Below are 12,974 nucleotides of genomic sequence, written 5' to 3' on the forward strand. Positions count from 1 at the left end.
CGGAACAACACTGTGCTGCGTGCCATCAACGTGACGGCCGCACAGTAAGTCGTGAAGTGCGGGGGGAGGGAGCGATGGCTGCGCGACCGCGCGTGGGGATATCTGCGGCGCATATGCAGAACACCCCCGGCTCGCCGAAATAGCCGGGGGTGTTTGTGGTTGGGGATCTCAGAGCGTGATCGGCGGGGTGTGGGCGGCGCCTTTCAGCAGCGCCGCGCCGATCTCCTCGGCAAGGTCCGTGTGGCTTCCGAGTAGTTGGTCGAGCACTGCGGTACGGGTGACGTAGCGGTGCGCGTCGTGCTCGCGCGTGAGGCCCATGGCGCCGAATACCTGCACAACGTGCCGCATAACCTCGGCTTGGGCGCGACCCGCCCGTAACTTCGCCAGTAGGGCGGCGGATTCGCTTCCTTCGTCCCAGGCGAGCCGCAGTGCGGCGCGTGCGCCCTCGATGGCGACGTAGGATTCCGCGAGCCGGTGCCGGACAGCTTGGAAAGTCGCCAGGGGGCGGCCGTACTGGACCCGGGTGCTCGTATGGGCAGTGGCCAGGTCGAGCACTGTGGCGCAGGCACCGATGATTTCGGCGCAGAGTGCACGCCGAGCAGCGGCGACGGCCGTCGTGCCGACCTCGCCCACCGAAACCTCCCCTGTATCAGGCAGATTCGAAGCCCGGAACCACGGAGAATCGTCATCGAACCCGCGTACCGGTTCGAGATCGACCGTTTCGGCGGGGAACAACCGTACGGTCCCAGCACCATCGATGGCGACGAGTTCGCCGACCCCATCCGAGGAACCAAGAGCGAGGGCAATACCCGAGGAGCAGTAGAGAACCGCACGTTTCGTCCCGGCAACGGATAACGCCGGCGCCAGCACGTCGAGCACCACGCTGTCCAACAGGCGCGATGTCGCCAGTGCTCGCCCGTGTTCGCTGAACAGCAGGTCGATCGCCGTGGCGGGATCGGTCGAAACGACGTCCTCCCAGCCCAATTCAGCGAGTGCGGCCTCGAGGTCCTGGTGTTTGGTCCGGTCGGCGAAGACCCCGCGCAGGGTGCCGGACAGCAGTTCGATCGCTTCGGCATCGAGGCCGGAAGGCGCCATGGTCATCGAGCGGCCTCCTTGGGCAGGCCGAGCACGTGGTCGGCGAGGATGGTTCGCTGGATCTCGGAGGAGCCGCCGAGGATCGTGGCCGAGCGGCTGTACCACCACTCGCTGCGCCATTCCTCGGCCTCGTCGGTGCGGGCGAACAGGAAGTCCGGGCCGAGTAGATCCCGGCTCAGGTCGTACAGCGCGATCTCCGCACCAGCCAGCAGTACCTTGTCCACGCTGGCCTCGGGCCCGACAGTGTCGCCGGAGGCGAGTTTGCGCACGGTAGCTGCGCTACGGGCGCGCAGGGTGACGAGCTGGGCATGGCAGTCGCCGAGCCGTGCCAGGGCATCGCCGGGAAGCCGCCCGCCGTTCTCGACTCGACTGTCGAGCTGCGTGCACAACTCTCGCAGTCGGCGAGACGCGTCCGCAGCGGACATCCACGCATACATCGCGCGTTCGTATTGCAAGAGATGCATCGCGACCGCCCACCCCTGGCCCTCGGCGCCGATCAGCCGGGACGTGGGCACAACGACATTGTCGAAGAAGATCTCCGCCAGTTCGTTGTCGCCGCTCGCCAGGGAGATCGGTCGCCGCGACACACCGGGGGTGTCTGCATCGATCATGATCATCGAGAGCCCGCGGTGCCGCGATTCCGGGGTTCCTGTGCGCACCAGGCATACCAGTCTGGTCGCCGTCGCGCCGTGGCTGGTCCAGATCTTCTGTCCGTCGACGACGTAGTTGTCGCCGTCGCGGCGGGCCCGGCAGCGCAGTGACGCGAGGTCGCTCCCCGCCTCGGGTTCGGAGAAGCCCTGACCCCACCATTCGTCGCCACGCAGATAGCTCGGCAGGTACTCCGCGGCGAGCGCCGGCGCGAACTTGACCATCGGGGGGCCGAGGGTTTCGAGCAGCAGATATGGTGTCGGAACGGGTAATCCCGCCGCGGCAAGCTCGTCGTAGAGCACAGCTCGGTGGCGTTCGTCTCCACCCAAGCCCCCAGCTTCGACCGGCCAGCCGTAGCGGCTCCAGCCGCCGCGGTGCAGTTCGCCGATCAGCAGGGCGTGGTGGGCGATCTGCTCCTCGGTGGTCGAATAGTGCCGGGAGCGCCATTCTGATAGTTCGGCACTCGCGAGGAAGTCGCGCAGCCCTGAGCGGTAGGCGGCCAGGTCCCCGGCGAAGGCGCCGGTCACGACTGTTCCGCCGCGGCGCGTTTGCGCGACCGGTCGAGGAAGGCGCGCACCAGTTCCTGGTGTTCGGACGTATCGAAGGATGCGTATTCCTCGGCGAGCGCGTACTCGAGCACGCCCGCGACAGCCCGCTTCATATGCATGTTCAGCGCCCGCTTGGTGCTCTGGAGTGCGTGCGGCGGTTGCGCGGCCAGCTTGTTCGCGACCCGCAGTGCCTCGTCGAGCAGTTCGTCGTCCGGCACGACCCGACTGGCGAGCCCCAGTTCGACTGCCCGCAACGCCGGAATGCGCTCGCTGGTGAGCAGGTATTCCTTGGCCTGCAGCATGCCCATGAGCAACGGCCAGATCGGTGCACCGCCATCGGCAGCCGTGAGTCCGACACCGACGTGGGGGTCCGCCATGAACGCACTCTCGGCCATCAGGACGATATCGCTGCAGACCGCGAGGTTGCAGCCCAAGCCCACGGCGGCGCCGTTGACCGCGGCGACCACCGGCAGCGGACAGTCGAGCATTGCGTGGAGCAGGTGCCCTGCAGAGTCGATTTCCTTGCGCCGCGTGGCGCGGTCGTCCCACAGTTCGACGAAATGTTCGAAATCGCCGCCCGCGCTGAAGGCGCGGCCAGCACCGGTCAGCACCACAGCTCGAGCCTCGGGATCTCTGCTCAAGTGCCGCCATACCGCGATCAGTGCGTCGTGAAGCGCCTCGTTCGTGGCGTTGAGCGCATCCGGCCGATTCAGGGTGACGAGCCTGACCTCCGCTCTGGATTCGATCAGCAGCTCGGGCTCGAACGGATTGTGCATGGCTCTCCCTCACGATGGATCTCTTGTCGAGATTCATCACAACGCCGTCTGACGAATCTGTCAAGTATGGCGGTTTGCACGGGCTCAGCTTGTCAGGGAAGCCATGATGGAATCGGTCGCCGCGCTGATGACGTCGGAGGGTGAGACTGGGAGACGGCTCGCATGGACGAGGAACCATGACCGCTCGAGCATCGCTTGCACGGTCAGGCCGAGGGCCTCGGGCGCGTCGGTCGGCCGGTTCTGGCGGTTGCGCAGTGCGGTTCCGAGCAGCCAGATCACCCGCGTCTGCATCCGGGTGGTCGCCGCGCGCACATCCTCGTCGTCAGGACCTGAGTGAGCCGACATGGCGAAAGCGCCGTGGCGATCCATGAAATGGAAATATGCTCGTACCCAGCGTTCGACATCCGCGCGGGGCGCAGGGTTGGGTACTGCATCCCATTCCGCAACCAGGTCCAGCAGTTCGCGGTAGGTCGTCTCACCCAAGACGTCGAAGATCTCGCGCTTGTCGCGAAAGTACGTGTAGAAGCCGGCTCGTGAGATCCCGCACGCATCAGTGATGTTGTTGATGCGGGTCCCGGCGTATCCGCGTTCGAGGAACAGTTGCTTGGATGCCTCGAGGATGGCGTTGCGGGTGCGGATCGCGCGCGCGCCCAGTTTGTCCTCACCGATCGTCGCGTCGGGGGAGGTATCGCGGGTGTCGAGTGGTGTCGCGTCGGAATCTTCCATGGTGGGACCAGTGTAGGAGATGCGGATCCCCGTCGGTGAGATGCGCGCGACGCGCCGAATCTGGACACCATTGTCAACTTGGGGTGCCCGATGCCGAGGCCCTTGGATTCTAGGTCATAATTAGATAGATTATTGATCGTAATGTTCTGATCGTGTGCGGACTAGGTCGGCGTGACTGCTCACGCATACGCGGAGACTGGAGTGCGGATGGCAGACGATCGTGGTTCGGGTGTGCGTTTCGGCGCGACCGAACTCACGCCGGAGGAGAGGTCGCTGCAGCGCGAAGTGCGCGAGTTCCTCGAGGCGGAGCTGGCCGACACCGGATTCGAGCCGGGGCTCGGGATGGATGCTGGGGCCGATCGCGACTTCTCCCGCAAACTCGGTGAGCGTGGTTGGCTGGGCATGGCGCTGCCGAAGGAATACGGCGGCTCTGAGCGCAGCGCGGTGGATCGATTCATCGTGACCGAGGAACTGCTGGTCCGCGGCGCGCCTATCGGGCACCACTGGGTGGCCGACCGGCAGAGTGGCGCCGTCATCGAAAAGTTCGGGACCCCCGAGCAGAAGGAGCGGTTCCTGCCCGGAATCTGCCGAGGCGAACTGGGCTTTTCGATCGGCCTCAGTGAGCCGGACGCTGGTAGTGATCTCGCTGCGGTGCGAACGAGGGCGGTGAAGACCGACGGGGGATGGCTGCTCGCCGGACGCAAGGTCTGGACAACCGGCGCACACCGCAATCAGTGGATGATCGCGTTGTGCCGAACGAGTGACGAGGGCGACCCTCATGCCGGACTGACGCAATTTCTGGTCGATCTGACGTCGCCGGGCTTGCGTATCGATCCGATCCGGTTGCTCGACGGCAGCGCCGAATTCAACGACATCGTCTTCGACGATGTCTTCGTGCCCGACGAGCTGGTTCTCGGGGAGACCGGCCAGGGTTGGCGGCAGACCACCGCGGAGTTGGCCTTCGAACGAGGGGGGCCGGACCGGTTCCTGTCGACCTATCCGGTGCTGACGGCGCTGCTGGAGGAAGGCTTCCCGGGGAGCGATGCAACGGCGGCACGTATCGCGCTCGGACGTATGACTGCCCAATGGTGGGTCCTGCACAACATGTCGCTCAGCTTGGCGCGTGCGATGGACGCCGGTGAGTCTCCAGTCCTGCAAGCTGCGCTGCTCAAGGAGATGGGCACGCGTTTCGAGCAGGATCTGGTGACGATGCTGCTCGATCTCGTCGACACCGAACCGGTCACCGACTCTCCGTCGCGCTTCGAACGCTTGCTGGCCGCTGCGTTACTGACCCGCCCGGTATTCACTATCCGCGGTGGCACCAGCGAGATCCTGCGGTCCGTGGTTGCGAAAGGAATGACGCGATGAGCGAGGAATTGCTGAGCGAGGTCGCGGCATCGATTTTCGCCGCTACGTGCACCGAACAGACCCTGGTAGCCGCCGAACACGACGGTTGGCCGGCCGCCGCATGGAAGGCTGTTGCGGAGGCAGGCCTGCCGTGGATCTCGGTGCCGGAGAATTCCGGCGGTCAGGGCGGTTCCCTCGCCGACGCACTGACGGTGCTGCGTGTGGCCGGCCGCCATGCGGTCCCGCTTCCGCTGGCAGAGACCGGGATCCTCGCCGGATGGCTGCTCGCCGAGGCCGGACTTTCCGTGGGCGAGGGCCCGGCCACTGTCGTGCCGGGATACCGCACCGACGACCTGAAGTGGAACGGTTCGACCCTATCCGGTGTGGTGCATCGCGTGCCTTGGGCGCGGGATGCGCACCGGATCGTTGCACTGGTACCGGACAAGGACCGCTGGGCGGTCGCGGTCGTCGCGCCTGACACGGTCCGTGTCGAGCCGCGACGCAATCTCGCCGGTGAGCCGCGGGACACGGTGCATCTCGATGGGATCGCGCCAGTGGAATTCTCGGCCCTTCCCGATGGAATCGATCGCGCGGCATTCGAATTGCGAGGTGCGCTGACTCGGGTCGTGCTGATCGCCGGCGCCGTCGAGCGGATTCTGGAGATCACGCTCCGCTATACCGGCGAGCGCAAACAGTTCGGCCGGCCGATCGGCCGATTCCAGGCGGTACAGGAGCACCTGGTGCACCTCGCGCAGCAGTCCGCCTCGATATCGGTCGCCGCAGATATCGCGGCGCGCGAAGCAGCGCGCGGCGATGGACGGTTCGAGATCTGGTCGGCGAAAACCTTGGCCGATGACGCTGTCCGCATCGCTTCCGCGGCAGCGCACCAGGCGCACGGTGCTATGGGTGCCACCCAGGAGTATTCGCTCAACCATTGGACTCGGCGGTTGTGGTCGTGGACCAGGGAGTACGGCACCGCCACTCGCTGGGCCGGTGATATCGGTGCCGAAGTCCTCGCGGGAGCACCTCACCAGCTGTGGCCACTGATCACCGACGGCGGTGCCGAAATCGCTTCCCGAGGCGACGGTGCGCGCTCGGTTGGTCACCGGCTCGAAGTGGCTGGCGAGGCGTGACCACGGAGGATGCCCAGACCAGGCCCATCGACCCAGATCTGCGGCCGCCGTTGGCCGATTCGAGCAAACGATTCATCCAGCGAAGGAGGAACCCGGGTGTACGGCGTACGCACCGCGGAGCAGCAGGAGCTCGCTGCTACGGTCCGGAAACTGTTGCAGGACAGAGCTTCCGAGGCTGATCTGCGTCGGACGATGGAGAGCCAGGAGGGGGTCGACAAAGAGCTGGCGCGTGTCATGGCCGAACAGATCGGCCTGCACGGGTTGGCGATTCCGGAGGAGTACGGCGGTATCGGCGCAGGGTTCGTCGATCTGTGCGTAGTGCTCGAGGAGATGGGGCGCGCGCTGCTGTGTGGGCCGTTTTTCAGCAGTGTTGTGCTGTTCGCCGGTGCCTTGATGGAGGCCCGCGACGTCGACGCTTGCCGGGAATGGCTGCCCGGTATCGCTACTGGGCAGACTGTCGGCACGCTCGCAGTCACCGAGGATCGCGAAGGTTGGTCCGAAAACTCGATTCAGCTGGCCGCGCAGTCCCACGCTGACGGATATCGGCTGACCGGCCGCAAACGCCACGTGCTCGACGGTGTGACGGCCGACGTGCTCGTGGTCGCGGCCCGATTGCCCGACGGGGTCGGCCTATTCCTGGTGGACGGCGGCACCGTGCAGCGTACGCCGGAGAACGTGCTGGACCCGACCCGGCGCCAAGCCACGGTGGAGTTCGACCATACCCCCGCCCGGTTGCTCGTAGGTGCGGACGAAGGGTGGGCGGTTCTGCGGCGCGTCCTCGACCGAGCCGCAGTGGCGCTGGCCGCGGAACAGGTCGGTGGGGCCGAGTGCGTCCTGGAAATGGCGGTCGACTATGCGTCGACACGGCACCAGTTCGGTCGCCCTATCGGATCGTTTCAAGCTGTCAAGCACAAATGCGCAGATATGCTTGTTGCTGTCGAAGCCGCGCGGTCGGCGGCACGTTTCGCGGCCGACGCCATTGATGCCGATGATCCCGACAAGGACATGCTGGCGGCCCTCGCCAAGAGCGTGTGTTCCACCGCATACAGCACATGCGCGACGGAGAACATCCAAATCCACGGGGGGATCGGCTTCACCTGGGAACATCCGGCGCAATTGTTCTACAAGCGCGCCAAGAGCAGCGAAGTCCAATTCGGTTCGCCGGCCCACCACCGGTCGGTACTTGCTCGTCGAGTGCCAGAGCTGTCCGGTAACGGACGACTTGTCAGTTGATCCGCAACAGTTCGGGTTTCGGCGTTCTCGAAACCCTCGAAAGGAGGGCGACTGCCATGCCCCATAATCAGGTTCCGCTTGCCGAAGGCCTATTCACATGGCCGTCGGAGAATCCGGTTCTGCTCGCCGGCAAATGCGTTGAGTGCGGGTTCGTGGAGTTCCCGAAGAAGCAGCGGTGCCTCCGCTGCTACTCGGGAACGATGGAAACCCACGAACTGCCGCGCCGTGGCACGCTGTGGACTTTCACGACGCAGCGTTTTCGTCCGCCGTCGCCCCCGTACGCCGGTAGCGACACCGCGGAGACCTTCGAACCCTTCACGGTCGGGTATGTCGAATTGGGCGGTGAACTGATGGTCGAGGCCCGGCTTACCGAACCGGATCCCGAGAAGCTCTCGATCGGCCAGGAGATGGAACTGGCCGTCGTTCCTTTCGGCACTGCCGGGGACGGCTCGCAGACGATGATCTACGCATTTCGGCCGGTGGGCTGAGAACCATTCTCGAGGAGTATTCAATGGACGTCGCGATCGTAGGCATCGGCCTGCACCCGTTCGGTCGTTATGAAGGAAAGTCGGCTCTGGAAATGGGTGCCGATGCGGTACGTGCGGCCCTGGCGGATGCCGGTGTGGAGTGGAAGGACATCGGAACCGCCTTCGCCGGCAGCATGGAGATAACCAATCCCGAGGCCGTGGTCGGCCTGCTCGGGTTGACCGGTATTCCAGCCCGCGCAGTGCTGAACGGGTGTGCCACCGGCGCAACGTCACTCGCGATGGCGGCGAATGCGGTGGCCAGCGGTGAGCACGATCTGGCGATCGCCATCGGCTTGGACAAGCACCCCCGCGGCGCGTTCGCCGCCGATCCGTCGGTTGCTGGTCTGCCGGGCTGGTATGGCGAAGCGGGCCTCTTCCTGACCACGCATTTCTTCGGTATGAAAATCAACCGCTACATGCACGATCACGGCATCAGCGACCGGACGCTGGCCCGGGCCGCGGCGAAGGCGTTCCGGAATGGGGCGGCCAATCCGAACGCGTGGCGGCGCAAGCCCATCTCCGAGGATCAGATTCTCGAATCTCAGATTCTCAATTATCCGCTGACGCAGTACATGTACTGCTCGCCGGACGAGGGTGCGGCCGCGGCCATCGTCTGCCGTGCGGATCAAGCCCGCAAGTACACCGAGACCCCGGTCTACATCCGGGCGTCGGCACTGCGCAGCCGCCGGTTGGGTGCGTTCGAACTGCTGGCCCCGTCACTGCCGATGGACTCGGTGCCGAGCCCGACGGTGGACGCCTCCCTGGCCGCCTACGAACAAGCCGGTCTGGGTCCCGAGGACGTCGATATCGCGCAGTTGCAGGACACCGACGCCGGCTCGGAGATCATCCATATGGCCGAGAACGGGTTCTGCAAAGACGGTGAGCAGGAGAAGTTGCTCGCCGAGGGGGCAACCGAGATCGGTGGGCGCATCCCGGTGAACACCGACGGCGGTCTGCTCGCGAACGGCGAGCCGGTCGGCGCGTCGGGGCTGCGCCAGATCTACGAACTGGTCACTCAGTTGCGCGGCCGGGCCGGAGACCGTCAGGTGCCGGGAAATGCGCGAGTGGGTTACGCCCAACTGTATGGCTCTCCGGGGACCGCGGGCGTCACCATCCTCTCGCGATAGCGAGCTGAAGACCCGGCCGCGTTTCGTTCCTTCATGCGGTCGGGTCGTCCAGGCCGGAGTCCGTACCGCGGGCAGCAATACATCGAGAATCGATGAGGAGTGAATGTGACACGATCAGGTGCGCAGGAGGCGGCCGATCCGGCGCGATTCCGTGCTGAATTACGGGCCTGGCTCGAGTCGGTGCCCCGGCCGGAGGGATTGCGGGACTACGGTCCCACCCCTACCGTCGAGGACGTGCCCGCAGGGCGGGCCTGGCAGCGTCTGCTCGCCGACGCGGGGTATTCGTGCCTGCACTGGCCGGTCGAATACGGTGGCCGGAACGCGTCCATCATGGAGCAGGCCGTGTTTGCGGAGGAGACCGCCAGAGCCGGCGTACCAAAACAGCTCGGCATCGTCGGCACCAATCTGGCCGCCCCGGTAATCATGAAATACGGGACCGACGCCCAGCGGGCCCGGTACCTCGAACCCATTCGGCTCGGCGACCACCTCTGGTGCCAGCTGTTCTCCGAGCCGGAGGCCGGTTCGGACCTGGCCTCGTTGCGTACTCGAGCTGTCACGCACGACGACGGCTGGGTGATCGACGGGCAGAAAATTTGGACCAGCGCGGCAGCCGCCGCAGACTACGGCCTGCTGATCGCGCGAACCGGGTCGGAGCGCCACCGCGGGCTGACCGCGTTCATCGTGCCCATGGACCTGCCTGGGATCGAGGTGCGGCCCATCCGGCAGATGGACGACGAAAGCAAGTTCAACGAGGTGTTCTTCGCCGGTGTTCGGCTGCCGGACGAGTACCGGCTCGGAGAGGTCGGGCAGGGCTGGGCGGTTGCCACGGCGACTCTGGGCACCGAACGTCTATCCCTCGGGTCGCAATCGGTGTCGATGTTCTCCGATTTGGAGGCGATGATCGCGGCCGCGGTCGAGCGCGACCGGGTCACCCCGTTGCTGACCGACGAGTTCGTCTCGATGTGGACTCGGATCTGGCTGTTGCGTGCGACCTGGTTGCGCGCCGTATACGACGACTCCTCGCTGGACTCGCCGACTTTCTCGGTGCTGAAGGTGATGAGCTCGGAAACCCACCGCGATCTCGGCGACCTTGCCGTCGATGTGCTGGGGCTCGATGTGACATCGGGTTTCGGGGACAACGAATTGGTGCACAAGATGCTGGTGGCACGTGCTCAGACAATTCTGGGAGGAACGAGCGAAATTCAGCGCAACATCCTCGCGGAACGCGTGCTCGGACTCCCCCGGGAACCAGTAAAGAAAGACGGATGAGGCTGTGGCGCAGACGATTTCGAGGACGCTCGCGTCGCTCATCGGCCCCGGTGACACCGTCGCCGTCGGGGACGGGTTCGGCGCACCACGGGTGCTGTCGCGCGAGCTGACCACAGTGGCGGCCGAACTCGGAGATCTGCGGCTGGTTCTCGGGTGGGTTCCGGAGGAAGATCCGGAACTGGACGCGTCGGTCTTCGCGGATGCTCGAACCTTCATGCCGGGCTGGGGATTACGTACGCCTGTCGCCGCTGGGTGGGTGCGGTCGATTCCGGTCAGGCTGTCGAGTACTCCCGCGCTACTCCACGGGCCGCTCCGTCCCGATGTGCTCCTTGCGTCCGTCGTGCAGACCCCGGAAGGATTCCGGTTCGGCAACGAAATCTCCTGGCAGCACAGCGCGGTCGCAGCGGGCGCGCGCATCGCGGCCGTCGTGTCGCGAGGCGCGCCGTCCTGCGCCACCGGTCCGGTGCTGCCGCGGGATCGGTTGTATGTGGTCGGCGAGACGGACGACACGCCGTTGGATATGCCGGACCAGCCCGCTTCAGCGGAAATCGAGCTGATGGTCCAGCGCCTGCTGAGGTACATTCCGGCCGGCGCCCGCTTGCAGGTTGGGCCGGGCGCACTCGGTGCTACTGTGCTGCGCGAGCTGACCGTGCCAGTGCTGCTCGATTCGGGCCTGCTGCCCGACTCCGTCGTGGATCTCGATGCGCGCGGCCTATTGCTCGATACTCCGATCACCACCTATCTGGCGGGCGGTCCACGTTTGCGCGCCTGGGCCGACGGACGCGCGTTGCTCCATCCGGTCGAGATCACGCACGACCCCGGGCGATTGAGCGCCTCGCCCCTGTTCGCGGTCAACACGGCGGTGGAGGTGGATATCGACGGCCAGGTGAACGTCGAGGGCACGGAGAAGGCGATCGTCGGAGGAATCGGCGGACACCCGGATTATGCGGCCGCCGCTGCCCGTTCCGTGGGCGGGCTCAGTATCGTCGCGGTGACGACCACGCATCGCGGGCGATCGACGCTGGTGCGGCGGCTCTCGCGGCCGGTGAGCACACCAGCCCATGATGTCGACGTCATCGTCACCGAGCATGGCGTCGCCGACCTGCGTGGGCTCGATCGGTCCGAACGTGCCGACGCCTTGGTGGCGGCCTGGGGCCCGGCCGGGGTGCGAGAGAGCTGAACTCCGCCCACTGTTACCCGGAAGAACCAGCAGAAAGAACGAGAAGTCCGGTGCGAACTCGGTTCCGCACCGGACTTCTCGTCGCGTTATCAGCCGCGGTCGGTGTACGGATGGAGTCCGTGGAGACTGGGCTGGGCCGCCGGTATTCCGTGATCGGCCGACCGGCGCTTCCCCTGTGTTGGCAGCTGACCCAAGCCGGTGCGAACGGCGCTGGGTGCGGAACCGATCGGTTCCGCACCCAGCTTCAACCTTCCGTCGGCCGCTTTCTATCTATTCGCCGCGCCAGACTGGGCTGCGCTTCTCGGCGAATGCCTGGGCGCCTTCGCGGGCGTCGGCGGAGGCGAATACCGGGCTCATGATTTCCGACTGCCGGGCGAAGGCGATATCACTGGTCCAGTCTGCGGATCTGGCGACGATCTCCTTGGTGGCGGCGACAGCCAACGGTGCGTTCGCGGTAATCTTCTCAGCCAGTTCGACGGCGGCCTCGAGGGCTTGGCCCGCCTCGGTGAGCCGGTTGATCAAGCCGAAACGATGCGCCTCGGCGGCAGTGAAGAAATCGCCGGTCAGCGCGTATTCCATGGCGAGTTGCTGGGGGATCCGTCGCGGCAGACGCAGGAGGCCGCCCGCGCCGGCGACCAGTCCGCGTTTGACCTCGGGCAAGCCGAATTTCGCGTTCTCGGCCGCGACAACGAGATCGCAGGCCAGCATCAGTTCGCAGCCCCCGGCCAGGGCATAGCCTTCGACGGCGGCGATCATCGGTTTGCGCGGCGGCGCCTCGGCTATGCCTGCGAGTCCTCGGCCGGGCAGTGTCGGATCCTCGCCGCGCAGAAAAGCTTTCAGATCCATCCCGGCGGAGAATGTGCCGCCCGCGCCCGTGAGGATGCCGATCGACAGATCTTTGCGAGCGTCGAGTTCGTCGACGGCGGCGGCGACAGCCTTGGCCACCGCCGCGTCGATGGCGTTGCGTGCGTCGGGCCGATTTATCGTGATGATCTGGATGCGGTCGCGTTCTTCGACCAACACTGGCTCAGACATGGAAAGGTCTCTCTCTCGTGAGTTTTGGCGTATCCGACGGGCGAATATCCAAAACTTTACACTCAATTATATGACTAATTTATCGGTGGGCCGCGCCGGTATCCGCCGCGGGGCAGGGCCCGGTACGCCGTCCCTCCTTCGCGCCTCGTGTGGGGCGAGGGGCGCTGGGGCCGGGGCGCCGAGACCTACATCTTCGCCGTTTCGCGACCGGGCGATTGATCCCGGTATCGCGCCATTGTGGCATGATCGCCTGGCTGTACTCCGGTTCGGTCGAAATCGCCTCGGTGTGGTCACCGGTCAAGCAGCCCCCGGGGAGCGCGGACCCGAACG

12 protein-coding genes are annotated in these 12,974 nt (G+C 65.8%); 7 read left to right on the forward strand and 5 right to left on the reverse strand.

The genetic code is table 11. The features are described 5' to 3' along the window. Window positions 1-168: 168 nt before the first annotated feature. From C5E41_RS02630 to C5E41_RS02645, 4 genes are all read right to left on the reverse strand, one after another. The gene (locus C5E41_RS02630; RefSeq protein WP_219823078.1) at window positions 169-1,101 is read right to left on the reverse strand and encodes an acyl-CoA dehydrogenase family protein; all 933 of its coding nucleotides are present in this window, start codon (window positions 1,099-1,101) and stop codon (window positions 169-171) included. Next, entirely contained in the window at window positions 1,098-2,270 is a 1,173-nt protein-coding gene (locus C5E41_RS02635) for an acyl-CoA dehydrogenase family protein (protein WP_104374258.1), read from the reverse strand. The genes C5E41_RS02630 and C5E41_RS02635 overlap by 4 nt, the downstream gene beginning before the upstream one ends. Continuing rightward, the gene (locus tag C5E41_RS02640) at window positions 2,267-3,067 is read right to left on the reverse strand and encodes an enoyl-CoA hydratase/isomerase family protein (protein WP_104374259.1); all 801 of its coding nucleotides are present in this window, start codon (window positions 3,065-3,067) and stop codon (window positions 2,267-2,269) included. Before C5E41_RS02640 ends, C5E41_RS02635 begins: the two co-directional genes overlap by 4 nt. 84 nt (window positions 3,068-3,151) lie before the next feature. Then, window positions 3,152-3,793, reverse strand: coding sequence for a TetR/AcrR family transcriptional regulator (locus C5E41_RS02645; RefSeq protein ID WP_104374260.1), 642 nt, complete (start codon window positions 3,791-3,793; stop codon window positions 3,152-3,154). 207 nt (window positions 3,794-4,000) lie between these two features. Here C5E41_RS02645 and C5E41_RS02650 point away from each other — a divergent pair, with 207 nt between their 5' ends. From C5E41_RS02650 to C5E41_RS02680, 7 genes are all read left to right on the forward strand, one after another. After that, a complete protein-coding gene (locus C5E41_RS02650; protein ID WP_258080688.1) occupies window positions 4,001-5,161 on the forward strand; it encodes an acyl-CoA dehydrogenase family protein in 1,161 nt (386 codons plus the stop codon). Next, window positions 5,158-6,273 carry an acyl-CoA dehydrogenase family protein gene (locus tag C5E41_RS02655; protein WP_104374261.1) on the forward strand — a complete coding sequence of 372 codons (1,116 nt, stop codon included), beginning with the start codon at window positions 5,158-5,160 and terminating at the stop codon, window positions 6,271-6,273. Before C5E41_RS02650 ends, C5E41_RS02655 begins: the two co-directional genes overlap by 4 nt. A 96-nt stretch (window positions 6,274-6,369) precedes the next feature. Further along, complete coding sequence (locus tag C5E41_RS02660; protein ID WP_258080689.1) at window positions 6,370-7,506, forward strand: acyl-CoA dehydrogenase family protein; 1,137 nt, start codon at window positions 6,370-6,372, stop codon at window positions 7,504-7,506. A gap of 200 nt (window positions 7,507-7,706) precedes the next feature. Continuing rightward, window positions 7,707-7,994 (forward strand): Zn-ribbon domain-containing OB-fold protein, encoded by a 288-nt coding sequence (locus C5E41_RS02665; protein WP_439956346.1) that lies wholly within the window; start codon window positions 7,707-7,709, stop codon window positions 7,992-7,994. 23 nt (window positions 7,995-8,017) lie between these two features. Beyond that, on the forward strand, window positions 8,018-9,160 hold the full coding sequence (locus C5E41_RS02670; protein ID WP_104374264.1) for a thiolase family protein: 1,143 nt from the start codon (window positions 8,018-8,020) through the stop codon (window positions 9,158-9,160). Window positions 9,161-9,265: 105 nt separating this feature from the next. Then, window positions 9,266-10,429 carry an acyl-CoA dehydrogenase family protein gene (locus C5E41_RS02675; protein WP_258080690.1) on the forward strand — a complete coding sequence of 388 codons (1,164 nt, stop codon included), beginning with the start codon at window positions 9,266-9,268 and terminating at the stop codon, window positions 10,427-10,429. 4 nt (window positions 10,430-10,433) lie between these two features. Beyond that, window positions 10,434-11,609, forward strand: coding sequence for an acetyl-CoA hydrolase/transferase C-terminal domain-containing protein (locus tag C5E41_RS02680; RefSeq protein WP_219823079.1), 1,176 nt, complete (start codon window positions 10,434-10,436; stop codon window positions 11,607-11,609). Between the two features lie 270 nt (window positions 11,610-11,879). Here C5E41_RS02680 and C5E41_RS02685 read toward each other — a convergent pair whose 3' ends face one another. Next, window positions 11,880-12,644, reverse strand: coding sequence for a crotonase/enoyl-CoA hydratase family protein (locus tag C5E41_RS02685; protein ID WP_104374266.1), 765 nt, complete (start codon window positions 12,642-12,644; stop codon window positions 11,880-11,882). Between the last annotated feature and the right edge of the window lie 330 nt (window positions 12,645-12,974).

Source organism: Nocardia nova, from assembly GCF_002933465.1.
GTDB classification, from domain to species: domain Bacteria; phylum Actinomycetota; class Actinomycetes; order Mycobacteriales; family Mycobacteriaceae; genus Nocardia; species Nocardia nova_B.

Bases quoted from the DNA above. Each gene is read 5' to 3' on its own strand.
- C5E41_RS02645 (WP_104374260.1), bottom strand. From the start codon at position 3,793: ATGGAAGATTCCGACGCGACACCACTCGACACCCGCGATACCTCCCCC.
- C5E41_RS02670 (WP_104374264.1), top strand. From the start codon at position 8,018: ATGGACGTCGCGATCGTAGGCATCGGCCTGCACCCGTTCGGTCGTTAT.
- C5E41_RS02655 (WP_104374261.1), top strand. From the start codon at position 5,158: ATGAGCGAGGAATTGCTGAGCGAGGTCGCGGCATCGATTTTCGCCGCT.
- C5E41_RS02640 (WP_104374259.1), bottom strand. From the start codon at position 3,067: ATGCACAATCCGTTCGAGCCCGAGCTGCTGATCGAATCCAGAGCGGAG.
- C5E41_RS02665 (WP_439956346.1), top strand. From the start codon at position 7,707: ATGGAAACCCACGAACTGCCGCGCCGTGGCACGCTGTGGACTTTCACG.
- C5E41_RS02685 (WP_104374266.1), bottom strand. From the start codon at position 12,644: ATGTCTGAGCCAGTGTTGGTCGAAGAACGCGACCGCATCCAGATCATC.
- C5E41_RS02650 (WP_258080688.1), top strand. From the start codon at position 4,001: ATGGCAGACGATCGTGGTTCGGGTGTGCGTTTCGGCGCGACCGAACTC.
- C5E41_RS02630 (WP_219823078.1), bottom strand. From the start codon at position 1,101: ATGACCATGGCGCCTTCCGGCCTCGATGCCGAAGCGATCGAACTGCTG.